Genomic DNA, 25,598 nt, shown 5'->3' on the forward strand with positions numbered 1-25,598 from the left:
GTCAGGCGTTACGGGCGGGGCTGCGCATCTTGCACGCAGCGCCAGCGAGAATCGACACGCAGAGATCGGCATAGCTCATCCCCACGGCCTTGGCCGCCATCGGCACGAGCGAATGGCTCGTCATGCCGGGCGAAGTGTTCATTTCCAGCAACCAGGGCTGATTGGCGCGGTCCAGCATGAAATCGGCCCGCCCCCAGCCCTCGCAGCCCAGCGCGCGATAGGCGCGCACGGCGATGTCCGCGACCTGCGCCGCCACGTCCGCCGGCAGGTCGGCCGGGCAGAAGTACTGCGTGTCGTCGGAGAAATACTTGTGTTCGTAGTCGTAATTGCCGCCGGGCGCGGCGATCTCGATCACCGGCAGCGCGCGCGCGGTCTTGCCTGCGCCCAGCAGGGCCACCGTCAATTCGCGGCCGGTGATGAACTGTTCGGCCAGCACCTCGGCGTCAAACTTCGCCGCCGCCTCGTAGGCGCCCTTCATGTCGGAATAGCCGGCGACCTTGGTGATGCCCACGGTCGAACCTTCGTGCGGCGGCTTGATGATCAGCGGCAGGCTCAGGCGGTCGGGCACCAGGCGCAGCTCGGTGTCGGCGTCCAGCACCTCGAAGGCCGGCGTGGGCAGACCGTGCTGCAGCCAGACGCGCTTGGTCATGGTCTTGTCCATGGCCAGCGCCGAGGCCAGCGGGCCGCTGCCCGTATAAGGAATGCCCAGCAGTTCCAGGGCGCCCTGGATCGAGCCGTCCTCGCCATAGCGACCGTGCAGCGCGATGAACACGCGGTCAAAGCCCTGCGCGGCCAGGTCGGCCAGGCTGCGCTCGCCGGTGTCGAACAGGTGCGCGTCAACGCCGGCGGAGCTCAGCGCCTGCTGCACGCCCGCGCCCGACATCAACGACACTTCCCGCTCGGCGGAACGACCGCCATACAGCACACCCACCTTTCCGAATTGCGCGCTCATGCCAGTTCTCCCACCTGGGCCGGGACCTTGCTGATCGACCCCGCGCCCATCACGATCACCACGTCGCCGTCCCGCACGAAATCCAGGACCGCCTGCGGCAGTTCCGCCACGTCTTCCACGAACACCGGTTCGACCTTGCCCGCCACCCGCAGCGCGCGCGACAGGGAGCGGCCGTCGGCGGCCACCAGCGGCGGCTCGCCCGCGGCGTACACCTCGGTGAGCAGCACGGCGTCGGCCGTTCCCAGCACGCGCACGAAATCCTCGAAGCAGTCGCGGGTGCGCGTGTAGCGGTGCGGCTGGAACGCCAGCACGATGCGGCGGTCGGGCCAGGCGCCGCGCGCGGCGGCCAGCGTGGCGGCCATTTCCACCGGATGGTGGCCGTAGTCGTCGATGACGGTGAAGGTGCCGCCGCCATGCGCGGCCGGCACGGCGAATTCGCCCGTCTGGGTGAAGCGGCGGCCCACGCCCTTGAAGGCGGCCAGCGCTTCGCAAATGGCCTCGTCGGCCACGCCCAGCTCGGTGGCCACGGCGATCGCGGCCAACGCGTTGCGCACGTTGTGCAGGCCGGGCAGGTTCAGTTCCACCTGCAGCGGCGGCAGCAGCGTGTCCATATACGTGCGCTGCACGTTGAAACGCATGCGCGTGCCGTCGGCCTGGACCTCGTAGCCGCGCACCAGGGCTTCCGGGTTCAGGCCGTAGGTGGTGATGGGACGCGACACGAAGGGCATGATCTCGCGCACATTGGCGTCGTCCACGCACAGCACGGCGCTGCCGTAGAACGGCAGGCGCTGCGTGAACTCGATGAAGGCGCTCTTCAGGCGCGCCACATCGTGCCCGTAGGTGTCCATGTGATCCGCGTCGATGTTGGTCACGATGGCCATCACCGGCAGCAGGTTCAGGAAAGACGCGTCGGATTCGTCGGCCTCGACCACGATGTAGTCGCCCTGGCCCAGGCGCGCATTGGCGCCGGCGGAATTCAGGCGGCCGCCGATCACGAAGGTCGGGTCCAGCCCGCCGGCGGCCAGCACGCTGGCCACCAGGCTGGTGGTGGTGGTCTTGCCGTGCGTGCCGGCCACGGCGATGCCGCGCTTCAGGCGCATCAACTCGGCCAGCATGATGGCGCGCGGCACCACCGGAATGCGGGCGGCGCGTGCCGCGATCACTTCGGGGTTGTCGCCGGCCACCGCGGTGGACGTGACGATGGCGCCGGCGCCGGCCACGTTGCTGGCCGTGTGACCGATCGCGATCTTCACGCCCAGGCCCGCCAGGCGGCGCGTGACGGCCGACTCATTGAGATCGGAACCGCTGATGGCGTAGCCCAGGTTGAGCAGCACCTCGGCAATGCCGCTCATGCCCGAGCCGCCGATGCCCACGAAATGGATATGTCGAATTCTGTGTTTCATGATGAACGCCCCGCTGCTTGTTCACAGACGTCGGCGATATGAGCCGCGGCTTCGGGGCGCGCATGCGCGCGGGCCCGTTCGGCGACGGCTTGCAGTTCTTGTCGAGTGCGCCCGCCCAGCCAGTCCGCCAGCCACTCGGGCGTCAAGGCGGGTTGCGGCTGCAGCCAGGCGGCCTGCGCGTCGCTCAGGAAGCGCGCGTTGGCGGTTTGATGATCATCGATGGCATGCGGGAACGGCACGAACAGCGCCGCCACGCCGGCCGCCGCCACCTCGGACACCGTCATGGCGCCCGCGCGACAGATCAGCAGGTCGGCGTCGCCCAGGGCGCCGGCCATGTCCTCGATGAAAGCGCGGCAGTCCGCCTGCACGCCTGCCTGGGCGTAGGCCTGCTGCAACGCGGGCAGATGCTGTTCGCCGGCCTGATGGATGACCGTCGGACGGCGATCCGCCGGCATGCGGGCCAGCGCCTGCGGCACGGTGGTGTTCAGCGCCTGCGCGCCCAGGCTACCGCCCACGACCAGCAGGCGCAGCGCGCCGGCGCGCGCGCCATAGCGTTGCGCCGGATCGGGCAGCGCGCACAGATCGGCGCGCACCGGATTGCCCAACGCTTCGCCCTTGGGCAGCACGCCAGGGAAACCGCTGAGCACGCGGCGCGACATCCGGGCCAGCCATTTGTTGGCCGTGCCGGCCACGGCGTTCTGCTCATGCACGACCAGCGGCGTGCCCCGCAGCGCGGCGATCACGCCGCCGGGAAAGGCCACGTAGCCACCCATGCCCAGCACCACGTCCGGCTTGACGGCGGACAGCCGCCCCCAGGCCTGGGCGAAGGCGCGCAGCAGCAGGAACGGCAGCTTGAGCAAGGCCGCCGCGCCCTTGCCGCGCACGCCGGCAAAACGCAGCGGCACCAGCTCGATGCCGCGAGGCGGCACCAGCCGGCCTTCCATCTTGTCGGGATTGCCCAGCCACAGCACGCGCCAGCCGCGTTGGCGCAGCACATCGGCCACGGCCAGGCCGGGCATGATGTGGCCGCCGGTGCCGCCGGCCATGATGAGGATGGTCCGGGCGTTCGTCATACCCGTCCCCCGCGCATCATGACGCGATTTTCCACATCCACGCGTATCAGCATGGCAAGCGCGCACAGGTTCATGACCACGCCCGAGCCGCCATAGCTCATCAGCGGCAGCGTCAGGCCCTTGGTAGGCAGCAGGCCCAGGCACACGCCCATGTTGATGAAGGCCTGCACGCCGAACCACATGGCCACGCCATGCGCGACCAGGCCGGCGAACGTGCGTTCCATGGCGATGGCCTGGCGGCCGATGTCGAAGCCGCGATAGACGATGATGGCGAACAGCGAGATCACCAGCATGACGCCGGCGAAACCAAGTTCTTCGCCAACCACGGCCATCAGGAAGTCGGTATGGGCTTCGGGCAGGTAGTGCAGCTTCTCGACGCTGGCACCCAGGCCCACGCCCAGCCACTCGCCACGGCCCAGCGCGATCAGCGAATGCGACAACTGGTAGGCGCTGCCATAGGCGTTGTCTTCGTTCCAGGGATCCAGATAGGCGAACAGGCGCGCGCGGCGCCACGGCGACAGCCAGATCAGCATCAGGAAGGTGCTGACCAGCACGCCCAGCAGGCTGCTGAAATACTTGCCGTTGATGCCGCCCAGGAACAGGATGCCGATGGCGATGGCCACGATCACCATGAACGCGCCCAGGTCGGGCTCGAGCAGCAGCAGCATGCCCACGCCGGCCAGGGCGAAGGCCATGGGCAGGAAGCCGCGGGCGAAGGCCTGCATGTGCTCCTGCTTGCGCACGGTGTAGTCGGCGGCGTAGAGCAGCGCGGCCAGCTTCATCAGCTCGGAAGGCTGGAAATTCAGCGGACCCAGCGGAATCCAGCGGTGGGCGCCGTTGACCTCGCGGCCGATGCCCGGGATCAGCACGGCCACCAGCAGGATCATGGCCAGCACGAACAGCGGCACCGCCAGGCGCTGCCAGACGCGGATCGGAATGCTCAACGTGACCGCGGCGGCCAGCAGGCCGGCACTGATGAAGGCGCCGTGGCGGATGACAAAGTAATAGCGGCCATAGGACGCGTAGCGCGGGCCGTCGGCCAGCGCGATCGACGCCGAATACACCATCAGCAAGCCGAGCAGCAGCAAGGTCGACGCCGCGATGACCAGCGGCAAGTCGAAATTGCGCATGCGCGTACGGCCGGGCCGTACGGCGTTGACGCTGGCGGTGAGTTCGGCGAACAGGCTCATGCGACCTCTCCGCTGTCACGGGCGAGCTCGTCGACCTCTTCCACGAATACCTGGCCGCGATGCGGGTAGTTGCGGAACATGTCCAGGCTGGCGCAGACCGGCGACAGCAGTACGGCGTCACCGGGCTTGGCCAGTCCCGCGGCATGGCGCACGGCCTCATGCATCGAGGTGGCAGACACGAGTTCGACGCCGGTCTCGGCCAGCACGCGGCCGATCTCCGGACCGTCCTGTCCGATCAGCACCACGGCGCGCGCATGGCGCGACACCACCGGGATCAAGGGCGAGAAGTCCTGGCCCTTGCCTTGTCCGCCCGCGATCAGCACGACCTGCTGGCCCATGCCTTCCAGCGCGGCCACGGTCGCGCCGACGTTGGTGCCCTTGCTGTCGTTGATGTAGTCGACATCGCCGACGGTACGCACGAAGGCCGCGCGATGCGGCTCGCCCGCATAGTCGCGCAAGGCGCGCAGCATGGCACCCCAGCCCAGGTCCAGGCAGCGCGCCAGCTGCATGGCGGCCAGCGCGTTCAATGCGTTGTGCGTGCCGCGGATGCGCAAGGCGTCCACCGGCATCAGGCGGCTCATGCGGCCGTTCGGGCGCACGGGTTCCGGCGCATCCTTCTTGCGGCGCACGGGCGGCGCCGGCTCATCGAAATCGTTGGGCTCGGCGGCCACCAGCCAGGCCATGCCCTGGCCCGGCTCCAGGCCCATGTCGCCGACCCGCTCCGGCAGTTCACGACCGAAACTGCGCACATCCAGCGCATCCAGCTTGGCAACCATGGCCACGGTCAGCGGATCGTCGCGGTTGACGATCTTGACGCGCGCCATCTTCAAGAGGCGCGCCTTGGCATCGGCGTAGGCCTGCATGCCGCCATGCCAATCCAGGTGATCCTGGGTCACGTTCAACACCACGGCGGCGTCAGCCTGCAGGCTGTGCGTGGTTTCGAGCTGGAAGCTGGACAGTTCCAGCACCCACACCTGCGGCAGCGCATCGGCATCGAGCGCGCCCATCAGCGCGGTCAACGCGGCCGGGCTGATATTGCCGGCGGCCAGCACCGACATGCCGCTGGCATCGATCAGTTCGCGCGTCAGGGCGGTCACGGTGGTCTTGCCGTTGGTGCCGGTCACGGCCAGCAGGCGCGGGCGGTAGTCGCGCGATTCGGCCAGCTCGGCCAGCGCGCGGGCGAACAATTCGATTTCGCCCACGACCTCGATGCCGCGCGCGGCGGCCTCGTCGAGCAGCGCCTTGGCCGGCGGCTGGCCGGGCGCCAGGCCCGGGCTGATCACGACCTGCGACACGCCGTCGAGCAGCGTTACGTCGAAGGACGTGTCGCAACCCAGTCGGTACTCCACCTCGCTTTGCGCCAGCGCGTCGCGCAGGGCGGCGAGTCCGCCCGGCTCGGCGCGCGTGTCGGCCACGCGCAAGCGGGCGCCCTGACGGGCGCACCAGCGTGCGGCGGCGACACCCGACTCGCCCAATCCGAGGATCAGGACGAGCGGCGCGTCAGCGCGGGAGGATTCCATCGTATTCATCGCAACTTCAATGTCGAAAGGCCAATCAGCACCAGCATCATGCTGATGATCCAGAAGCGCACCACCACCTGGGTTTCCTTCCAGCCGCCCACTTCGAAGTGATGATGCAGCGGAGCCATGCGGAATATGCGTCTACCTGTTCCATAACGTCGCTTGGTGTACTTGAACCAGGTCACCTGGATCATCACCGACAGCGTTTCGACGACGAACACGCCGCCCATGATGAACAGCACGATTTCCTGGCGCACGATAACCGCGATGGTGCCCAGCGCGCCGCCCAGCGCCAGCGCGCCCACGTCGCCCATGAACACCTGCGCCGGATACGCGTTGAACCACAAAAATGCGAGTCCTGCGCCCCCTATCGCCGCGCACAGCACCATCAACTCGGAAGCGCCGGGGATATACGGGAACAGCAGATACTTCGAATAGTCGACGCGGCCGACCACGTAGGCGAAGATGCCCAGCGCGCTGCCCACCATCACGGTGGGCATGATTGCCAGGCCGTCCAGGCCGTCGGTCAGGTTGACGGCGTTGCTGGTGCCCACGATCACGGCCCAGGTCAGCGCCACGAAGCCCAGCACGCCCAGCGGATAGCTGACGGTCTTGAAGAACGGCACGATCAGGTCGGCGCGCGTCGGCAGGGACATGGTGAAGCCGCTGCCGACCCAGGCCTTGAACAACGGCCACAGATCGGCGTTGGCCGGGGCGGACACGGCGAAGGCCAGGTACACGGCGGCCACCAATCCGATGGTGGCCTGCCAGAAGAACTTCTGCCGCGCGGGCATGCCCTCGGGATCGCGGTAGACGACCTTGCGGTAATCGTCCATCCAGCCGATCCAGCCGAAGCCGAACGTCACCAGCAGCACCACCCAGACGAAGCGGTTGGTCCAGTCCGCCCACAGCAAGGTGCTGATGGCGATGGAAATCAGGATCAGCACGCCGCCCATGGTGGGGGTGCCGGTCTTGACCAGATGGGACTCGGGACCGTACGAACGGACGGCCTGGCCGATCTTCATCTCGGTCAGCTTGCGGATCACGCGCGGACCGGCGACCAGCCCGATCAACAGGGCCGTGGCGCAAGCCAGCACGGCGCGCAGCGTGATGTATTCGAACACGCCCAGGGCGCGCACATCATCGGAAAGCAGACGGGCCAGCTCAAGCAGCATGGTGGTCTCCCGGCGCCTGGGCCGTCTGTCCGTCGTTGGTGGAAAAAGCCGTCACTACCCGCTCCATGCGCATAAAGCGCGAACCTTTGATCAATACGCAGGACGGCCGCAAGCCGCGCAGGGCGGCAACCACTTCGTCTACCGATGCGCAGGCGCGCGCGCCCTCGCCGAATGCGGCGGCTGCCGCACGGCTGGCTTCGCCCAGCGTGATGAGCGCGTCGAGCCCCTGCTCGCGCGCGTAATTGCCCACCTCGACATGCATGGCGGGACCGTTGTCCCCGACTTCGCCCATGTCGCCCAGCACCAGCACACGAGTGCCCGCGATGCGCGCCAGCACGTCGATGGCCACGCGCGCGGAGTCGGGGTTGGCGTTGTAAGAATCGTCGATGAGCAGCGTTCCGTCGCTCATGACCTTGTGCTGCATGCGGCCCGCCACGGGGCTGAAGCCGGCCAGCGCGCGGATCGCCGCTTCCAGCGGCGCGCCCGCGGCGACGGAAGCGGCGATGGCCGCCAGCGCGTTGCGCAGATTGTGCAGGCCGGCCACGGGCAACACCAGGTCGGCCGTGCCCACCGGCGTCACCACCTTGCAACGGGTGGAAGCCACTTCCGCCAGGATCTGCTCGGCGTAGACGTCCAGGCCCGGCTGCAGGCCGAAGCGCAGCGTGCGGCGCGATCCCGCCAGCGCATCCCAGATGGGGGAATACGGCTCATCGCCCGGATAGACGGCCACGCCGTTGTCGGGCAAGGCAGAGATCGCCGCGCCGTTCTCGTGGGCCACCGCCTCGACGCTATGCATGAATTCCTGGTGCTCGCGCTGCGCATTGGTCACCAGGGCGACCGAGGGCGCGGCAATGGCGGCCAGCTGGGCGATCTCGCCCGGATGATTCATGCCCAGCTCGAACACGGCGGCGCGATGCGTGGCGCGCAGGCGCAGCAGCGTCAGCGGCACGCCGATGTCGTTGTTCAGGTTGCCGGCGGTCGCCAGCCGGTTGGTCTCGCCCTTCCAGGCGGCCAGCACGGACGAGATCATTTCCTTGGTGGTGGTCTTGCCATTGCTGCCCGTGACCGCCACCACCGGCAGCGAGTAGCGGGCGCGCCAGGCGGCGCCGATGCGCATCAAGGCCACGCGCGTGTCGCCCAGCACCAGCTGCGGCAGCTTCACGCCCGCGACGGGATGCGCCACCACCGCGGCGCAGGCGCCGCGCGCCTCGGCCTGATCCAGATAGTCGTGGGCGTCGAACTTTTCGCCGGCCAGGGCCACGAAGAGTTCGCCGGCGCCGATGCGGCGGGTATCGGTGGAAACCGTCGCGACCTGCGGCAACAGCAGCGCCAGGCGCGCCCATTCGCGGTCGTCGAACGGCAGTTTCTCGCCGCCGATGTCCTGATAGGTTTCATGGCCCTTGCCAGCCAGCAGCAGCACGTCTTCCGGCGCGCAGGCCCAGACGGTTTGCATGATGGCGCGGGCGCGGTCGACCTGCTCCACTGCATCCGCCGAAGCGGGCACGCCGGCCATGATCTGCCGGACGATGTCCTCGGGCACTTCGTGGCGCGGATTGTCGCTGGACACCACCACGCTGTCGGCCAGTTCCGCCGCGATGCCGCCCATGACCGGACGCTTGCCCGGATCGCGATCGCCGCCGCAGCCGAACAGGCAGACCAACCGGCCCGAGCGGGCGTTCGCCACCGGCCGCAGCGCGGCGAGCGCGCGCGCCAGCGCGTCAGGCGTGTGGGCATAGTCCACCACCACCAGCGGGCCACGGGCGCCCGCGGCCTGAACGGCCAGGGGCTCCACGGTCTGCAGCCGCCCATCGACCGGATCGGTGGCGGCCAGTTCGCGCGCGATCTGCGCGAACGGCAGGCCCAGGCGATAGAGCACGCCGGCGACCAGCAGCAGATTGGAAACGTTGTGCGCGCCCAGCAGGCGCGTGACGATCTGCGCCTCGCCATGCGGCGAGACCAGCGTGAATATCTGTCCCTGGGCAGTCGCCTGCAGGTCGCGCGCGCGCATCGTCGCGGGCACGGCAGCGTCATCGCTCAGGCTGTAGCCGGTGGCGGCCAGTTCCTGCGGCAACGTGGCCAGCAGGCGTCGGCCGGCCTCGTCGTCGGCATTGATTACGGCGCCGCCCAGCTCGGGCCAATGGAACAGGCGGGCCTTGGCGGCCTCGTAGCGTTCCATGGTGCCGTGGTAATCGAGATGATCGCGAGTCAGATTGGTAAAGGCAGCCAGCGCGACGCGCACGCCGTCCATGCGGCCCTGCTCGATACCGATGGATGACGCTTCCATCGCAACGGACTTGGCGCCGGCGTCGCGCATGGCGGCCAGCAGGCGATGCACGGTCAGCACGTCGGGCGTGGTCAGGCTGCCGCCCAGCGTCTGGCCGTCGGGCAACACCGCCCCCAGCGTGCCGATGGTGCCGCAGGCCTTGTCATTGCGGCTCAGCGCGTGCGCGATCCATTGGACCGAAGAGGTCTTGCCGTTGGTGCCGGTAACGGCGACCACGGCCAGCTCGGACGACGGACGGCCGTACCAGGTATCGCCCAACCCGCCCAGCAGGCCGCGCAAGCCGTTGACCTGCAGCAACGGAACCTCGCCGGCCTGGGCCAGCATCGCATCTTCCACGGGCGCTTCGCACAGCACCGCGCGGGCGCCTTGCGCCACGGCCCTTTCTATATAGAGACGTCCGTCGCTGGACAAGCCGGAGCAGGCGACGAACACGTCACCCGGCTCGATCTCGCGCGAGTCCAGCTTGAGATGCGCGGTCAACGACACGCGCTCATGCAACCACGCCACGGTCTGCTCAACCGTGGCGGCTTGGGAATTTGACTGGAAGCCTTTGGCGTTCATCTGCCTGGCTCCTTCAAACCAGCAACAATCGTGGATTCGAAGGGTGCGTCGGGACGCACCCCCATAAGCTGCAGACTCCCGCCGACAATGCGGGAGAACACAGGCGCGGCGATGGCGCCGCCGTAATAGCCGCCGACCGTCGGCTCGTCGATGGACACGGCCACGACGATCTTGGGATCGGACACCGGCGCGAAACCGACATACGAGCTGCGGTAGCGCTGCATGCTGTACTTGCCGTCGACGATCTTGCGCGCCGTGCCGCTCTTGCCGGCCACGCGGTAGCCACGCACTTGCGCGGCCTTGGTGCCTTCGGGGCCGGCGGCGGCTTCCAGCATGCCGCGCACCAGCGCGGTGGTCTTGGGCGTGTAGATGCGTACGCTGGTGGGATCGCTGTCGCGCTTGACCAGCGTCATCGACACCATGTCGCCGTTGCGGGCAAACACGGTATAGGCGCGCGCCACCTGCAGCAGCGACACGGACAGGCCGTAGCCATAGGCCATGGTGGCCTTTTCGATCAGGCGCCAACGCTCCCAGGGACGCAGGCGTCCGGGCGCCGCGCCGGGAAAGCCGACCTGCGGGGCCTGCCCCAGGCCCAGCTCCGTGAAGCGGTTCCACATCTCGCGTGACTCCAGCTTCTCGGAGATCAGGGTCATGCCGATGTTGCTGGACCTGCGCAACACGCCGGCCACGTCCAGCGTGCCGTTGCGGCTGACGTCGCTGATGGTGCTGCCCTGATAGACGAAACGACCGTTGCCGGTCTCGAACATCGTGTTGGGCGTGATCCGACCCAGGTCCAGCGCCAGCGCGGCGGTGAACGGCTTCATGATGGAACCGGGCTCGAACGTGTCGGTAATGGCCTGGTTGCGCAGCTTGGCGCCCTGGAAGGACTCGCGCTTGTTCGGATCGAAGGTCGGCACGTTGGCCAGCGCCAGGATTTCTCCGGTATGCACGTCCAGGACCACGGCGGTCGCGCCCTTGGCCTGGTGCTTGTCCATGGCGTCCTTCAGTTCCTTGAACACCAGGTATTGCAGACGGGTGTCGATGGACAGGCGCAGGTCGCGGCCATCGACCGGCAGGGTGACGGCCTGCACGTCCTCGATGACGCGACCCAGGCGGTCCTTGATGACGCGGCGGCTGCCGGGCCGACCCGACAGCTGCTGGTTGAAGGTCAGCTCGACGCCTTCCTGGCCCTGGTCCTCGACGCTGTTGAACCCGACCACGTGCGCCATCACATCGCCGTCCGGATAGTAGCGGCGCGTTTCAGGCTGCTGGTGCACGCCCGGCAAGCCGAGCTGCTTGATCTTGTCGGCCGCTTCCATCGAGACCTGGCGCTTGAGGTAGACGAAGTTCTTGTCCTCGTCGACCCGGTGCCGCAGATCAGCCGCCGGCATTTCGAGCAGCTTGGCCAGCGCGTCGAGCTGCGCCGGCGTGGACTGCTTCACGTCTTCCGGAATGGCCCAGATAGCGCGCGCCGGCACGCTCGAGGCCAGCACCGCGCCATTGCGGTCCATGATCTTGCCGCGCGTGGCGGACAGCGTCAGCGTGCGCTCGTAGCGACGCTCGCCCTGCTGCTGCAGGAATTCGGTCGACAGCCCCTGCAGGAACAGCGCGCGACCGGCCAGCACGGTGAAACCGCCGAACAGCAGGATCAGCACCAGACGGGCGCGCCACGTCGGCAGCTGACCGCGCAGCACGGGATTGTCGAAGAAAGGGACACGCTTCATTGAGCGCCTCCAGTGGCCGGCGCCTGATTCAGGTACAGCGTGCGGTCCGGCACGATGGAAATCATCTTGAGACTATCGCGCGCAATGGCATCCACGCGCGCGTTGCGCGCCAGTTCGGCACGCTCCAGCTGCAACCGCCGCCAGCCGACTTCGAGGTCGCGCTCCTGCGCCTGATCCCTGCCCAGCTCGACGAAGAGCTGGCGCGACTGATACCGACTGGTGACCAGTGAAATGGCCGACAGCATCAGCAACGCGGCAATGATCAGGTTGACGCGGCCCATCAGCGGCGCCCTCCCTTTCCGCCCTTGCGCGGGACGGCGAGGTCGCTGCCGGGCAAGGACCCCGCATGTACGAAGGCGGCTCCGCCTTCGGCCGGCAACGGCGTGGCGCTACGCTCGGCCGCGCGCAGCACGGCAGAGCGGGCGCGGGCATTGACCGCCACTTCATCGTCCTCGGCCTGGACGCGCCCAAGGGAATACAGAACGGGCTGGGGCATTTCGCTTTCACGCAGGGGCAGGCGTGCATACGCGGCGGCCGGCTTGGCCGCCGCCACGATGCATTGCTTGACCATGCGGTCTTCGAGCGAATGAAAGCTGATCACCGCCAACCTCCCCCCCGGGGCGAGCAGATCTAGAGCTGACGCGAGGGTGCGAGCGAGCTCTTCGAGTTCCCGATTGATGTAAATCCGTAGAGCTTGAAAGGTGCGTGTGGCCGGATGCTGCCCCTTTTCGCGCGTGCGGACGGCGCTGGCGACGCACTCGGCAAGTTCGAGCGTGGTGCGCAGCGGCCTTGTTGCGCGGCGAGCAGCAATCGCCTTTGCAACCTGAAAAGCAAACCGTTCTTCGCCATAATCCGCTATGACCTCCCGCATCTCATCCACACTGGCTTGCGCCAGCCAATCCGCCACCGTGGGACCACGGGTGGTGTCCATCCGCATGTCGAGCGGGCCGTCCCTCATGAAAGAGAAACCACGCTCGGCATCGTCGATCTGAGGCGATGAAACGCCCAGATCCAGCATCACGCCATCGACCTTGTCGATGCCGCGCTGCTGCAATTCTTCGGCCATGGTGGCAAAACCGCCATGCACCACTTGCACCCTGGAATCCTCCGCTGCCAGCGCGGTGGCCACGGCGATCGCCTGGGGATCCTTGTCGAACACCACCAGCCGCGCCTGCGGGCCCAGGCGGCTCAGCAGTTCGCGGCTGTGACCGCCGCGGCCGAACGTGCCGTCCACGAAGACGCCGCGTTCCGCCCGCAAGGCGGCATCCGGCCCGGACTGCGGATGCGACCGTGACGCCCCCTTGCCACCGAAATCGGCCAGCAAAAGCGCGTCCACCGTCGGCTCCAGCAAGACGGGCCGATGTTCGAATTCCATAGCTGTTTCAGAACGAAAACTGGTTCAACACATCCGGCATACCCTTGGCCAGGTCCTCGGCCTCGCGGCTGGCCAGGGTAGCGGCGTCCCACAGCTCGAAGTGCGCGCCCAGACCGAGCAGCATCACATCGCGCGTCATACCGGAAGCGTTGCGCAGTTCAGGAGCGATCAGGACCCGGCCAGAGCCGTCCAATTCCACATCCTGAGCGTTGCCCAGCAACAGCCGCTGCAGCGCGCGGGCCGACATGGGAAAGGCGGCAATCTGCTCGCGCTTCTTTTCCCACTCGGGACGCGGGTACACCAGCAGGCAGCCGTCGGGATGGCGAGTCAGGGTCAGCCGGCCATCGGCCTGCGACACGAGCGCGTCACGGTGCCGGGTCGGAATCGAGATCCGTCCCTTGGCATCCAGCGTGAGCGCGCTGCTTCCCTGAAACACCACTTTTACCCCACTTAATTGCACAATTTCCTACTATTTCCCACTCTACGGTATGGGGCAAACCGGGTCAAGCGCACGGTTGCAATTTTTTCAATCACAACAAGGACTTAGAGCAACTTGTAAAACATAAAAAAAGAAAACCTCCCAATAAATCAGGAGGTTGCGTCACTATCTAAAAGTCCTTCTTGAAAAGTGGCGGCTAACAATGGCTTTGCATTGTTTTGCAGAGTGCTCCCGCCCCCGGCGGCGCGGGCTTCGAACGCCGCGCAGGGCTTGCGACCTTCAGAAATTTGCCGCCTCAGGTTCGCCGACGTCGTGACCCACCATCGGCATCGGCCGGCCTCCCAAGGCCCCGCGGCACGGCACGGCGCCAAGACCCACTGTCGGCGCCCACGCCCGCACGGGGCCGCGCCGCGAAAATATCAATGCAAGACGGGCCTGTAGGCCGGATTCTGTACACCGGGTTGCCCCGGCGGACGATCATTCCTCTGCGCGGCTCATTGCTGAGCCGCTGTAGCCATCTACCCGCATGCTTGGACGGAGCCGCCCTTCGCCGCCCGAAGACCGCACGCATGCCTATTTGATGTTGCTCCGGGTAGAGGTTGCCGCGTTTCACCCTGCGATGCCGCCGCCCGTTACCGGACAGCGCGATACGGAGATGGCCGTACCTGTGCGCGTCGCCGCGCCCGCCCCGCAGACTCGTCTCTGTGGCCCTATTCCTCGACATCGCCCGAAGACGACACCGGACGGCCGTTAGCCGCTACCCTGCCCTGTGGAGTCCGGACCTTCCTCGATGGATTCGCATCCACCGCGATCGTCCAGCCCGCCTTGCGCTGCGTATTCTAGTACACCCCGCGACTCCGTCCCCCTGAGGCACGGGCCCAGGCTTCCTGCGACAATACGCGCTGACTCCCGCATAGACGCCGCAGACACGATTCCTACATGGCCCTCGCAACCCTCATCACCCTGACAGACATCCAGCTGGCCTATGGCCATCACCCGCTGCTGGATCATGCCGACTTCTCCATCCAGGCCGGTGAACGCATCGGCCTGATTGGCCGCAACGGCGCCGGCAAGTCCTCGCTGCTCAGGCTGCTCGACGGCCGGACCCTGCCCGACGATGGCGACATCGCCCGCAGCTCGGGCCTGCGCGTGACCACCGTCGAGCAGGAGCCCGAGCTCGACGAGAACGCCACCGTGTTCGACGTGGTCTGCAACACGGAAGGCGACCATGAAGACTGGCAGCGCCCGTCGCGCGTGCGCGCCGTGCTGGAAAAGCTCGGCCTGCCCGCGGACGCGCAGATCGCCGGCCTGTCGGGCGGCACGCGCAAGCGCGTGGCCCTGGCCCGCGCCCTGGTCGACGAGCCGGATCTGCTGCTGCTGGACGAGCCCACCAACCACCTGGACTTCGACGGCATCGCCTGGCTGGAAGACATGCTGCGCAACTGGAAAGGCGCGGCCGTCATCATCACCCACGACCGCCGCTTCCTGGACGCCGTGGCGACCCGCATCGTCGAACTGGACCGCGGGCGCCTGCTCAGCTTTCCGGGCAATTTCTCGCAATGGCAGGAGCGCAAGGCCCAGTGGCTGGAATCCGAGCGCCTCGAACAGGCGCGCTTCGACAAGCTGCTGGCCCAGGAGGAAGTGTGGATCCGCAAGGGCGTGGAAGCCCGCCGCACCCGCAACGAAGGCCGCGTGCGTCGGCTCGAGCGCCTGCGCGTCGAGCGCGCCGAGCGCCGCGAGCGCGTGGGCAACGTGTCGCTCGCGCTGGCAGAAGGGCAACGCTCCGGCAAACTCGTCGCCGAACTCGAACACGTCGGCAAGCACTTCGGTGACAAGACCGTGGTGGATGACTACTCGACCACCATTCTGCGTGGCGACCGCATCGGCATCATCGGCCCCAACGGCGCCGGCAAGACCACGCTGCTGAAACTGATCCTGGGCGAAATGACGCCCGACAGCGGCAACACCCGCATGGGCACCAACGTCGAGGTCGCCTATTTCGACCAGATGCGCGCCCAGCTCGACGAGAACGCGACGCTGGTGGACATCATCAGCCCGGGCAGCGAGTGGGTGGAGATCGGCGGCACGCGCAAGCACGTCATGAGCTACCTGGGCGACTTCCTGTTCTCGCCGGCGCGCGCCGGATCGCCGGTGCGCAGCCTGTCGGGCGGCGAACGCGCGCGCCTGCTGCTGGCGCGGCTGTTCGCACGCCCCGCCAACGTGCTGGTGCTGGACGAACCCACCAACGACCTGGATATCGAAACGCTGGAACTGCTGGAAGAGCTGCTGCAGGAATACTCCGGCACCGTGCTGCTGGTCAGCCACGACCGCGCCTTCCTGAACAACGTCGTCACGCAGACCATCGCGTCGGAAGGCGATGGTCGCTGGCGCGATTATGTGGGCGGCTACGACGAATGGCTGATACAACGCCCGGCGCCCAGCGAGCCTGCCGCTGACACGGACAAGGCATCCAAGCCGGCGCTCGACGAAGCCGCCGCGCGCGCCAAGGCCGCCAAGCCGAAGCCGGCGCGCGCCGCGAAGATGAACTCCTGGGAACTGCGCGAACTGGAAGGCCTGCCCGACGCCATCGCTGCGCTCGAGGCGCAGCAGGCCGAGCTGGCCGGCAAGCTGGCCGACGGCAGCCTTTACCGGGACGCGCCGGCGGAAGTGGAGCGGATCAACGGCGAACTGGCCAAGCTGGAGAGCGAACTGGAAGAGAAATTCGCCCGCTGGGAACTGCTGGAAGCGCGCCGAGAAAGCGCGCTCTGAGCATGAAAAAGCCCTGCTTATATATAAGCAGGGCTTTTTTCTGCGTGGATCATTTCGGCCGGCCGTCCCGGCCCGATGCTCAGACCTGGGCGCGCCAGGCCAATGCTTCGCCCGCGGCCAGCGGCACCAGGGCAGTATTGCCGAAAGGCAGTTCGTCCGGCACCTGATAGGTTTCGCGGACCAGCGTCAGCTTGCCGGTATTGCGCGGCAGCCCGTAAAAGTCAGGGCCATGGAAACTGGCGAAGCCTTCCAGCTTATCCAGCGCGCCCGCCGCGTCAAAGGCCGTTGCGTAGAGTTCCATCGCATGCAGGGCTGTGTAGCAACCGGCGCAACCACAAGCATGCTCCTTCAGGCCACGCGCATGCGGCGCGCTGTCCGTGCCCAAGAAGAAGCGCGGACTGCCGCTGGTGGCGGCCGCGACCAAGGCCTGGCGATGCGTCTCGCGCTTGAGGATGGGCAGACAGTACCAATGCGGCCGCACGCCACCCTGGAAGATCGCGTTGCGGTTGTACAGCAGATGCTGCGGCGTGATGGTGGCGGCGATCGGCCCTTCGGCGTCGCGCACGTACTCGGCGCCTTCCTTGGTCGTGATGTGTTCGAACACGACCTTCAAGGCGGGGAAGGCGCGGCGCAACGGCTTCATCACGCGCTCGACGAACACAGCCTCGCGGTCGAACACATCGATGGCCGGGTCCGTGACTTCGCCATGCACCAGCAAAGGCATGCCGCATTTTTCCAGCGCTTCCAGCGCCTTCGCACACTTGCCCAGCAGATCGGTAACGCCCGCGTCGGAGTTGGTGGTGGCGCCAGCGGGATACAGCTTCACCGCATAGACCTGGCCGGATTCATGCGCGCGGAAGATCTCCTCGCCCGACGTGTTGTCGGTCAGGTACAGCGTCATCAGCGGCGTGAAGGCGTCGGCATTGCCACCCGCCTTGGCCAGGGCCTCCAGGATACGGCCGTGATAGGCGATTGCCTGCTCGGTCGTGGTCACCGGCGGCTTGAGGTTCGGCATGATGATGGCGCGCGCGAACTGCCGCGCCGTATCGGCGACCACGGCTTCCAGCGCCGCGCCGTCGCGCAAGTGCAGATGCCAGTCGTCGGGGCGGGTGATGGTGAGTTGCTTGATTTGCGCAGTAGACATGGGTCGCTTCTTGCTTAATCCGCCAGGGGCATACCCCGCTCGGCCAGCGCGCAGAACATCGCGCTGCCCAAGGGAATGACGGCATCGTTGAAATCAAAATGGGAGTTGTGCAGCACGCAGCCGGAATCCGCTCCGCCCTGCCCCAGCCGGAAATACGCGCCGGGCTTGGTCTGCAGCATGAAGGAGAAGTCTTCCGAACCCATGGAAGGCGTCAGGTCACGAACCACGTTTTCCTTGCCGATCATCTCGGTCGCGATATCGGCGACGAGGTTGGCGTGCTGCGGGGTGTTCAAGGTCGCCGGATAGATGCGTTCGTAGATGAGCTCGGCGCTGCCGCCGAAGGCGCCCGCGATCGCCGTCACCAATTCGCGCATGCGCGTCTCGACCATCTCCTGCACTGATTTGCGGAAGGTGCGGACCGTGCCGACCAGCTTCGCCTCGCGCGGAATCACGCTCATGGCGCCGGGATGGCCGGCCTGCATGGAGCCGATGGAAACAACGGCCGAATCCAATGGATTCACATTGCGCGACACGATCGTCTGCAAGGCGGTGATGATCTGCCCGGCGATGGTCACCGGATCGATGGTCTGATAGGGATGGGCGCCGTGGCCGCCACGCCCCGTGATCTGGATCTCGAAGCGGTCTGCGGCCGCCATCATCGGACCGGGATTAATGCCCACCGTGCCCGGTTTCAGGCCAGGCCAGTTATGCAGGGCATAGATGGCATCGCACGGAAAGGTGTCGAACAAGCCGTCTTCCAGCATGGCGCGCGCGCCACCGCGGCCTTCTTCCGCAGGCTGGAAGATCAGCACGGCGGTGCCGTCGAAGTTGCGCGTCTGCGCCAGGTACTTCGCCGCACCGATCAGGATCGCCGTGTGTCCGTCATGGCCGCAACCGTGCATCAGGCCCGGCTTGGTGGACTTGTGGCCAAACTCGTTGTCTTCAGTCATTGGCAAGGCATCCATGTCGGCGCGCAAGCCGATCATGCGTCCACTATCGCAACGCTTGCCGCGAATCACGCCGACCACGCCGGTCTTGCCTATGCCCCGATGCACTTCGATGCCCAACGCTTCCAGCGAGCCGGCCACGATGCCCGAGGTGCGCACCTCCTCGAATCCCAGCTCGGGATGGGCGTGCAAATCGCGCCGCAGCGCTGTCAATTCGTCATGAAACAGCCGAATTGATTCCAGGGGAGACCTTGCGTACATAGGAGGTTACACAATGATGTGGTAGGAGGGACCAGTCTGTATATTTTAGTTGCTACAGAGGATAAATGGCTTTGTCTTTACGGGAGAGACACGTTATGCTCCGGCCGCAGGACAATTTTTCCAACAGCCAGAGAAGGAGCGCCGCATTATGGCCACAACCTCCAAACCCGCGACCGCGCGCAAGCCGAACGCTGCATTCATGAAGCCCCTGACCCCGAGCGCCGAACTGGCTGCCGTCATCGGTTCGGAAGCCGTGCCGCGTACCGAGGTCACCAAGAAGATCTGGGAATACATCAAGAAGCACAACCTGCAAGATGCCAGCAACAAGCGCAACATCAACGCCGATGCCAAGCTGCGCCCGATCTTCGGCAAGGATCAGGTCACGATGTTCGAACTGACCAAGCTGGTCAACGCGCATCTGAAGTAAGCAGGCTAAGGGCGTACGGCGTACGTCCCTGCCTCTTGCCATTGCGACGCCCAGGCTTTGGTCCGGGCGCATCGCTCACACAGCGCCGGCGGGTTCATCGCCAGGCAGCATCCCAGCCCCACGGGCAATCAAGCAAGCCAGCACCTCTCGCCTTTTGCACGGATGGAATCCGTGGCATTGCCGATTGCGTGGTGAGCCCCCACTGCCTCGAAACCCGCGTCGATATTGACTCTCCGCGTGGCTCTCAAAATTTGCGATGTGGATGCCGAGCATGCGGCGCCGTGCTTGGATCAGTGATGCCACGACGGTCGCGTGGTGCCATCGTCCCCGAACTGAGACTCCTGATGGACGCAGACTGCCATGTGTAGACATGCTGCCCGCACAGCGTCATAGGTGCTAGACCTCGCCATGCGATGGAACGCCGCGACCGGCAAGGCAGCGCTCATGCTGGGTCACTGCGCTCTGCATGCGTCGCGCCAATGACAAGGCCGGCAAGAGCCGGCCTTGATGTGATGGGCTCAAATCCGCATCAGGCGTAATGCGTCGGCGCGTTGCCCTCCAGCAGCGCCAGCAGGCCCTTGATCAGGCGGTACAAGACCCAGACCACCGTCGCGGCAAGGCCTATCCAGCCGATGAAGATATACACGGCCAGGGCACTGATCGCCATCCACAGCAGCGCCCACCAGAACGTGCGCAGCAACCAGTCGAAGTGCGCGGCGTAGACCGTGCCAGCCACGTCGGCGCGCTTCAGATACATCAGCACGACAGACGCCAGCGTGGCAATGCCCAGAAAACCGCTGCTGAGAAAGCCGAGCGCATACAGGCCATAGGCCACGTAGGTCAGCGTGCGCAGGTCCAGTTTCGTACCGGGCCCGGGGGTCTGGGTATCACTCACGATAACGCTCCAACGAATAGATTTCGGTCAATCTTACCGCACAAACACCCCCCATCCACGGGCGTTGTTATTTATGCACAATGAGGATTGGCGCGGGTTTCCAGGCCATCACGTATCGATCTCGGGCATTTGGACTAGGCGCTCGGCACTTCTGGCCAACATACTTTGCCATGCGAGCTCGGACCATCGGGAATCGGGTTGGCTTGCCTGGCGTTGGCGCGGGAAGCATGACTGGTGCATGTCCTGTCACGAACGGTGGCCAGTGAGCTTGGATTTTCGCGACCAGTGCATGCCTGAGTGTCGAAGACGGCGTGGCGAGGAAGTGTTGGCGGATGGATATCATTTGGAGCTCAGGGTGCCGGCCCCTGCCCCGTCTCGACGATAGCGGGCACCTGGATCAAACGAATACAGACGAACGCAAGTCGCAGTGCCCCTGAGCCCGCGGGCTAGATTCTTTGCGCGTTGCCGGGCTGACACACTCTTCTCCAGAGCGTCCATGCCAGGTGCAGGAACGCGCGCAATCGACGGGACGGCCGCTGGCGGACAAAGAGCGACCAGCCGAGCGCTGTAGTCGATGCTGTTTTTCGAGACGCTGGGGCGGCCACAGAGCTAGAAGCGCATCGGCATTTACACCTTTCTTGTCCGTTTTGGCTGGCATTACCATGAAGAGAGTGGAGGCACGCGGTGAACGTCAGCGTGCTGGCCGATCATGTGCCCATGCGACGGCTGAGCGGGGACTACCTGCCGCGCTTGCGACAGGTAGTGGAACAGATCCGTGAGCTCTTGGCTGCCTGACCTGGGCATGCCGTGGTCAGAAGCAGGCCTTGCCACGCTCAAGGACAGAATCTTGCGGAGGTAGCTGGCGCTGAAGAATCTCTGCAACCCCGTGGGGCTTTACCGCCCCGCATTCTCGATGGCCAGACGCGGCCCAAGTGCCTTCTCGTCCACGCCTAAAGCAAAGGCCCCGCGGCGCAAGCCGCGGGGCCTTTCTTGTATTCATGTCTGGTGCGTGCCATGGCTGGTACAGGCCTGGCCCGGCACTAGCCTGGCGACCGACGCGCAGCCCGTCCGCCCGCAAGGCGTCCCGGCATTTGCGTACCCGCAAAAACAAAACCCCGCAGCGGTAAGCTGCGGGGTTCTGAGCAATAAAAGCCTGACGATGACCTACTTTCACAGACGTCCGTCCACTATCATCGGCGCAAAGTCGTTTCACTGTCCTGTTCGGGATGGGAAGGAGTGGGACCAACTCGCTATGGTCGTCAGGCGTAACCGGTTGAGCGCGCGCTAAGGGCGTGCGCTCCAATCTTGGAAGAAACACAACAAGCGGATCAGAGAGTTATCTCGATGATCGCGCACTCGGGTTGTAATCGATGTTGGCTGGCTGCTGACGGGGCAGCCAGATTTTGTATTGAACGACACTTGTATACGCTATACACCAGGTCATAACCATCAGTGTTATAGGATCAAGCCTCACGAGCAATTAGTATCGGTTAGCTTAACGCATTACTGCGCTTCCACACCCGACCTATCAACGTCCTGGTCTCGAACGACTCTTTAGGGGGATCAAGTCCCCGGGATACCTAATCTTCAGACGAGTTTCCCGCTTAGATGCCTTCAGCGGTTATCTCTTCCGTACTTAGCTACCCGGCAATGCCATTGGCATGACAACCGGTACACCAGAGGTACGTCCACTCCGGTCCTCTCGTACTAGGAGCAGGCTCCGTCAAGTATCCAACGCCCACGGCAGATAGGGACCAAACTGTCTCACGACGTTTTAAACCCAGCTCACGTACCTCTTTAAATGGCGAACAGCCATACCCTTGGGACCGGCTACAGCCCCAGGATGAGATGAGCCGACATCGAGGTGCCAAACACCGCCGTCGATATGAACTCTTGGGCGGTATCAGCCTGTTATCCCCAGAGTACCTTTTATCCGTTGAGCGATGGCCCTTCCATTCAGAACCACCGGATCACTATGTCCTGCTTTCGCACCTGTTCGACTTGTCAGTCTCACAGTCAAGCACGCTTATGCCATTGCACTATCAGCACGATTTCCGACCGTACCTAGCGTACCTTCGAACTCCTCCGTTACACTTTGGGAGGAGACCGCCCCAGTCAAACTGCCCACCATGCACTGTCCCCGATCCGGATAACGGACCAAGGTTAGAACCGCAAACAAACCAGGGTGGTATTTCAAGGATGGCTCCACGTGATCTAGCGACCACGCTTCAAAGCCTCCCACCTATCCTACACAGGCCGGTTCACAGTCCAATGCAAAGCTACAGTAAAGGTTCATGGGGTCTTTCCGTCTAGCCGCGGGTAGATTGCATCATCACAAACACTTCAACTTCGCTGAGTCTCAGGAGGAGACAGTGTGGCCATCGTTACGCCATTCGTGCAGGTCGGAACTTACCCGACAAGGAATTTCGCTACCTTAGGACCGTTATAGTTACGGCCGCCGTTTACCGGGGCTTCGATCAAGAGCTTGCACCCCATCACTTAACCTTCCGGCACCGGGCAGGCGTCACACCCTATACGTCGACTTTCGTCTTTGCAGAGTGCTGTGTTTTTAATAAACAGTCGCAGCCACCGATTCTCTGCGACCCCATCATGCTAAGCGCGCAGGCGCTTCACACTACCGGGGTATACCTTCTCCCGAAGTTACGGTATCAATTTGCCGAGTTCCTTCTCCTGAGTTCTCTCAAGCGCCTTGGAATATTCATCCCGTCCACCTGTGTCGGTTTGCGGTACGGTCTCGTACAGCTGAAGCTTAGAGGCTTTTCTTGGAACCACTTCCAATCACTTCGCAAGCAATGCTCGCTCGTGCCATACCCTTGATTTACGCGCCCGGATTTGCCTAAGCGCCATCTTCGATACAGCAACAGGGACATCCAACACCCTGATGATCTTCCGCGATCCGTCCCCCCATCGCACTGTACGACGGTGCTGGAATATTAACCAGCTTCCCATCAGCTACGCATCTCTGCCTCGCCTTAGGGGCCGACTCACCCTGCGCCGATGAACGTTGCGCAGGAAACCTTGGACTTACGGCGAGGGGGCTTTTCACCCCCTTTATCGCTACTCATGTCAGCATTCGCACTTCTGATACCTCCAGCAGCCTTTACAAGCCACCTTCGCAGGCTTACAGAACGCTCTCCTACCGCGTGTACAAAGTACACACCCGCAGCTTCGGTTTATCGCTTAGCCCCGTTACATCTTCCGCGCAGGACGACTCGATCAGTGAGCTATTACGCTTTCTTTAAAGGATGGCTGCTTCTAAGCCAACCTCCTGACTGTCTATGCCTTCCCACTTCGTTTCCCACTTAGCGATAATTCGGGACCTTAGCTGGCGGTCTGGGTTGTTTCCCTCTTGAGTCCGGACGTTAGCACCCGGTGCTCTGTCTCCCAAGCTGTACTTGCAGGTATTCGGAGTTTGCCATAGTTTGGTAAGTCGCCATGACCCCCTAGCTATAACAGTGCTCTACCCCCTGCAGTAATACTTGAGGCACTACCTAAATAGTTTTCGGAGAGAACCAGCTATTTCCAGATTTGTTTAGCCTTTCACCCCTATCCACAGCTCATCCCCTAATTTTTCAACATTAGTGGGTTCGGTCCTCCAGCACGTGTTACCGTGCCTTCAACCTGGCCATGGATAGATCATCTGGTTTCGGGTCTACACCCAGCGACTGAATCGCCCTATTCGGACTCGCTTTCGCTACGGCTTCCCTATTCGGTTAACCTTGCCACTGAATGTAAGTCGCTGACCCATTATACAAAAGGTACGCAGTCACCCCTTACGAGGCTCCTACTGTTTGTATGCATACGGTTTCAGGATCTATTTCACTCCCCTTCCGGGGTTCTTTTCGCCTTTCCCTCACGGTACTGGTTCACTATCGGTCGATCACGAGTATTTAGCCTTGGAGGATGGTCCCCCCATCTTCAAACAGGATTTCACGTGTCCCGCCCTACTTTTCTTACGCTTAGTTCCACACTCAAGATTTCATCTACAGGGCTATCACCTGCTACGGCCGGGCTTTCCATCCCGTTCGATTATCCTGAATGCTAAAACGTAAAGGCTCTTCCGATTTCGCTCGCCACTACTTTCGGAATCTCGGTTGATTTCTTTTCCTCGAGCTACTGAGATGTTTCAGTTCACCCGGTTCGCTTCCACTGACCTATGTATTCAGTCAGGGATACTCCTTGCGGAGTGGGTTTCCCCATTCGGATATCTGCGGATCAAAGCTTGTTTGCCAGCTCCCCGCAGCTTTTCGCAGGCTACTACGTCCTTCATCGCCTGTGATCGCCAAGGCATCCACCATATGCACTTAGTCGCTTGATCCTATAACGCTGTAGGCTATAGGACCTGAGTATTAGCGTTTGTGCCGTTCATAAGTTTCAAAGCAGTCTGAAGTTATTCACTTCAGTCTTGAGAACTTGAAACAAAATTAATGCAATCACAACCCGTACCCATCTTCATCAGCGAAGCTGACTACTCGATGAGCACATTTTGTTGTGCTTCTTCCAGATTGTTAAAGAACGAATATAGCTGTTAGGTAAAACCTAACTCATAAGACCGTCTGCAATCTGCACACGACGCTATGAGTTAGCCTCTACATCTCACCAGGCGACCGACTCGCGTCAATCAGTGGTGGAGGTGAACGGGATCGAACCGATGACATCCTGCTTGCAAAGCAGGCGCTCTCCCAGCTGAGCTACACCCCCATATCCTGCTCAACGCAGAATACCTGGTGGGTCTGGTTGGATTCGAACCAACGACCCCCGCCTTATCAAGACGGTGCTCTAACCGACTGAGCTACAGACCCAAAACCTTCTCGGATCAGTAGTCAGAAGTCATGGACATAGGGAGGAATCCCTCTACCCAAGCCCACAACCGATCCCAGCTATATCAAACAACCGATAAGAGTGGACGCTTAACACGAGCACTAAGCTCTGAAAGGAGGTGATCCAGCCGCACCTTCCGATACGGCTACCTTGTTACGACTTCACCCCAGTCATGAATCCTACCGTGGTAATCGCCCCCCTTGCGGTTAGGCTAACTACTTCTGGTAAAACCCACTCCCATGGTGTGACGGGCGGTGTGTACAAGACCCGGGAACGTATTCACCGCGACATGCTGATCCGCGATTACTAGCGATTCCGACTTCACGCAGTCGAGTTGCAGACTGCGATCCGGACTACGATCGGGTTTCTGGGATTGGCTCCCCCTCGCGGGTTGGCGACCCTCTGTCCCGACCATTGTATGACGTGTGAAGCCCTACCCATAAGGGCCATGAGGACTTGACGTCATCCCCACCTTCCTCCGGTTTGTCACCGGCAGTCTCATTAGAGTGCCCTTTCGTAGCAACTAATGACAAGGGTTGCGCTCGTTGCGGGACTTAACCCAACATCTCACGACACGAGCTGACGACAGCCATGCAGCACCTGTGTTCCGGTTCTCT

At 64.0% G+C, this 25,598-nt stretch carries 16 protein-coding genes, 2 tRNA genes, 3 rRNA genes and 1 other RNA gene (1 of these 22 only partly in view); 2 read left to right on the top strand and 20 right to left on the bottom strand.

Features of this window, described 5'->3' with window-relative positions:
* Position 1: 1 nt before the first annotated feature.
* From KDH83_RS08325 to rnpB, 12 genes are all read right to left on the bottom strand, one after another.
* Positions 2–952 (bottom strand): D-alanine--D-alanine ligase, encoded by a 951-nt coding sequence (locus KDH83_RS08325; RefSeq protein WP_212314343.1) that lies wholly within the window; start codon positions 950–952, stop codon positions 2–4.
* Positions 949–2,355: a UDP-N-acetylmuramate--L-alanine ligase gene (gene murC / locus KDH83_RS08330; protein WP_212314344.1), complete on the bottom strand. Its 1,407-nt coding sequence runs from the start codon at positions 2,353–2,355 to the stop codon at positions 949–951. Before murC ends, KDH83_RS08325 begins: the two co-directional genes overlap by 4 nt.
* Positions 2,352–3,428, bottom strand: a complete 1,077-nt coding sequence (murG, locus tag KDH83_RS08335; RefSeq protein ID WP_212314345.1) for an undecaprenyldiphospho-muramoylpentapeptide beta-N-acetylglucosaminyltransferase — start codon at positions 3,426–3,428, stop codon at positions 2,352–2,354. Before murG ends, murC begins: the two co-directional genes overlap by 4 nt.
* Positions 3,425–4,618, bottom strand: a complete 1,194-nt coding sequence (gene ftsW, locus KDH83_RS08340; RefSeq protein ID WP_212314346.1) for a putative lipid II flippase FtsW — start codon at positions 4,616–4,618, stop codon at positions 3,425–3,427. Before ftsW ends, murG begins: the two co-directional genes overlap by 4 nt.
* Positions 4,615–6,147, bottom strand: coding sequence for a UDP-N-acetylmuramoyl-L-alanine--D-glutamate ligase (gene murD, locus KDH83_RS08345; RefSeq protein ID WP_212314347.1), 1,533 nt, complete (start codon positions 6,145–6,147; stop codon positions 4,615–4,617). Before murD ends, ftsW begins: the two co-directional genes overlap by 4 nt.
* Positions 6,144–7,313 carry a phospho-N-acetylmuramoyl-pentapeptide-transferase gene (gene mraY / locus KDH83_RS08350; protein ID WP_103272489.1) on the bottom strand — a complete coding sequence of 390 codons (1,170 nt, stop codon included), beginning with the start codon at positions 7,311–7,313 and terminating at the stop codon, positions 6,144–6,146. The genes murD and mraY overlap by 4 nt, the downstream gene beginning before the upstream one ends.
* Positions 7,303–10,158, bottom strand: a complete 2,856-nt coding sequence (murF, locus tag KDH83_RS08355) for a bifunctional UDP-N-acetylmuramoyl-L-alanyl-D-glutamate--2,6-diaminopimelate ligase MurE/UDP-N-acetylmuramoyl-tripeptide--D-alanyl-D-alanine ligase MurF (RefSeq protein WP_212314348.1) — start codon at positions 10,156–10,158, stop codon at positions 7,303–7,305. Before murF ends, mraY begins: the two co-directional genes overlap by 11 nt.
* The gene (locus KDH83_RS08360; protein ID WP_212314350.1) at positions 10,155–11,882 is read right to left on the bottom strand and encodes a penicillin-binding protein 2; all 1,728 of its coding nucleotides are present in this window, start codon (positions 11,880–11,882) and stop codon (positions 10,155–10,157) included. The genes murF and KDH83_RS08360 overlap by 4 nt, the downstream gene beginning before the upstream one ends.
* Entirely contained in the window at positions 11,879–12,163 is a 285-nt protein-coding gene (gene ftsL / locus KDH83_RS08365; RefSeq protein WP_103272486.1) for a cell division protein FtsL, read from the bottom strand. Before ftsL ends, KDH83_RS08360 begins: the two co-directional genes overlap by 4 nt.
* Positions 12,163–13,257 carry a 16S rRNA (cytosine(1402)-N(4))-methyltransferase RsmH gene (gene rsmH, locus KDH83_RS08370; RefSeq protein WP_212314354.1) on the bottom strand — a complete coding sequence of 365 codons (1,095 nt, stop codon included), beginning with the start codon at positions 13,255–13,257 and terminating at the stop codon, positions 12,163–12,165. The genes ftsL and rsmH overlap by 1 nt, the downstream gene beginning before the upstream one ends.
* Positions 13,258–13,264: 7 nt before the next feature.
* Positions 13,265–13,693: a division/cell wall cluster transcriptional repressor MraZ gene (gene mraZ, locus KDH83_RS08375; protein ID WP_062685149.1), complete on the bottom strand. Its 429-nt coding sequence runs from the start codon at positions 13,691–13,693 to the stop codon at positions 13,265–13,267.
* A 425-nt stretch (positions 13,694–14,118) separates the two neighbouring features.
* Positions 14,119–14,523: RNase P RNA component class A (gene rnpB, locus KDH83_RS08380), an RNA gene on the bottom strand.
* 112 nt (positions 14,524–14,635) lie between these two features.
* On the opposite strand from rnpB, the gene KDH83_RS08385 reads away from it, so the two are divergent.
* On the top strand, positions 14,636–16,465 hold the full coding sequence (locus tag KDH83_RS08385) for an ATP-binding cassette domain-containing protein (RefSeq protein ID WP_212314358.1): 1,830 nt from the start codon (positions 14,636–14,638) through the stop codon (positions 16,463–16,465).
* Positions 16,466–16,544: 79 nt separating this feature from the next.
* Here the strand turns inward: KDH83_RS08385 and pyrC are convergent, their stop codons facing one another.
* Positions 16,545–17,609: a dihydroorotase gene (gene pyrC, locus KDH83_RS08390; RefSeq protein WP_212314359.1), complete on the bottom strand. Its 1,065-nt coding sequence runs from the start codon at positions 17,607–17,609 to the stop codon at positions 16,545–16,547.
* 14 nt (positions 17,610–17,623) lie between these two features.
* Positions 17,624–18,817, bottom strand: a complete 1,194-nt coding sequence (locus tag KDH83_RS08395; RefSeq protein WP_212314360.1) for a M20 aminoacylase family protein — start codon at positions 18,815–18,817, stop codon at positions 17,624–17,626.
* A 148-nt stretch (positions 18,818–18,965) separates the two neighbouring features.
* On the opposite strand from KDH83_RS08395, the gene KDH83_RS08400 reads away from it, so the two are divergent.
* Entirely contained in the window at positions 18,966–19,244 is a 279-nt protein-coding gene (locus tag KDH83_RS08400) for an SWIB/MDM2 domain-containing protein (RefSeq protein ID WP_006217453.1), read from the top strand.
* 529 nt (positions 19,245–19,773) lie between these two features.
* Here the strand turns inward: KDH83_RS08400 and KDH83_RS08405 are convergent.
* The 6 genes from KDH83_RS08405 to KDH83_RS08430 form a co-directional block, all read right to left on the bottom strand.
* Complete coding sequence (locus KDH83_RS08405) at positions 19,774–20,139, bottom strand: hypothetical protein (protein ID WP_212314362.1); 366 nt, start codon at positions 20,137–20,139, stop codon at positions 19,774–19,776.
* 1,151 nt (positions 20,140–21,290) lie between these two features.
* Positions 21,291–21,403: ribosomal RNA gene (gene rrf / locus KDH83_RS08410) — 5S ribosomal RNA — on the bottom strand.
* A gap of 195 nt (positions 21,404–21,598) precedes the next feature.
* Positions 21,599–24,478 (bottom strand): 23S ribosomal RNA (locus KDH83_RS08415).
* Positions 24,479–24,785: 307 nt separating this feature from the next.
* Positions 24,786–24,861 (bottom strand) — tRNA-Ala (locus tag KDH83_RS08420).
* Positions 24,862–24,885: 24 nt separating this feature from the next.
* Positions 24,886–24,962, bottom strand: a tRNA-Ile gene (locus KDH83_RS08425).
* 130 nt (positions 24,963–25,092) lie between these two features.
* Positions 25,093–25,598: ribosomal RNA gene (locus tag KDH83_RS08430) — 16S ribosomal RNA — on the bottom strand (it continues 1,025 nt past the right edge of the window).
* The 16S, 23S and 5S rRNA genes sit together here with 2 tRNA genes alongside, the layout of an rRNA operon.

Source organism: Achromobacter sp. Marseille-Q0513 (assembly GCF_018195695.1).
GTDB lineage: Bacteria > Pseudomonadota > Gammaproteobacteria > Burkholderiales > Burkholderiaceae_B > Achromobacter.

What these genes read in the sequence shown, in the direction of transcription:
- KDH83_RS08325 (WP_212314343.1), bottom strand. Translation starts at nt 952, where the DNA reads ATGAGCGCGCAATTCGGAAAGGTGGGTGTGCTGTATGGCGGTCGTTCC.
- murC (WP_212314344.1), bottom strand. Translation starts at nt 2,355, where the DNA reads ATGAAACACAGAATTCGACATATCCATTTCGTGGGCATCGGCGGCTCG.
- murG (WP_212314345.1), bottom strand. Translation starts at nt 3,428, where the DNA reads ATGACGAACGCCCGGACCATCCTCATCATGGCCGGCGGCACCGGCGGC.
- ftsW (WP_212314346.1), bottom strand. Translation starts at nt 4,618, where the DNA reads ATGAGCCTGTTCGCCGAACTCACCGCCAGCGTCAACGCCGTACGGCCC.
- murD (WP_212314347.1), bottom strand. Translation starts at nt 6,147, where the DNA reads ATGAATACGATGGAATCCTCCCGCGCTGACGCGCCGCTCGTCCTGATC.
- mraY (WP_103272489.1), bottom strand. Translation starts at nt 7,313, where the DNA reads ATGCTGCTTGAGCTGGCCCGTCTGCTTTCCGATGATGTGCGCGCCCTG.
- murF (WP_212314348.1), bottom strand. Translation starts at nt 10,158, where the DNA reads ATGAACGCCAAAGGCTTCCAGTCAAATTCCCAAGCCGCCACGGTTGAG.
- KDH83_RS08360 (WP_212314350.1), bottom strand. Translation starts at nt 11,882, where the DNA reads ATGAAGCGTGTCCCTTTCTTCGACAATCCCGTGCTGCGCGGTCAGCTG.
- ftsL (WP_103272486.1), bottom strand. Translation starts at nt 12,163, where the DNA reads ATGGGCCGCGTCAACCTGATCATTGCCGCGTTGCTGATGCTGTCGGCC.
- rsmH (WP_212314354.1), bottom strand. Translation starts at nt 13,257, where the DNA reads ATGGAATTCGAACATCGGCCCGTCTTGCTGGAGCCGACGGTGGACGCG.
- KDH83_RS08385 (WP_212314358.1), top strand. Translation starts at nt 14,636, where the DNA reads ATGGCCCTCGCAACCCTCATCACCCTGACAGACATCCAGCTGGCCTAT.
- pyrC (WP_212314359.1), bottom strand. Translation starts at nt 17,609, where the DNA reads ATGTCTACTGCGCAAATCAAGCAACTCACCATCACCCGCCCCGACGAC.
- KDH83_RS08395 (WP_212314360.1), bottom strand. Translation starts at nt 18,817, where the DNA reads ATGTACGCAAGGTCTCCCCTGGAATCAATTCGGCTGTTTCATGACGAA.
- KDH83_RS08400 (WP_006217453.1), top strand. Translation starts at nt 18,966, where the DNA reads ATGGCCACAACCTCCAAACCCGCGACCGCGCGCAAGCCGAACGCTGCA.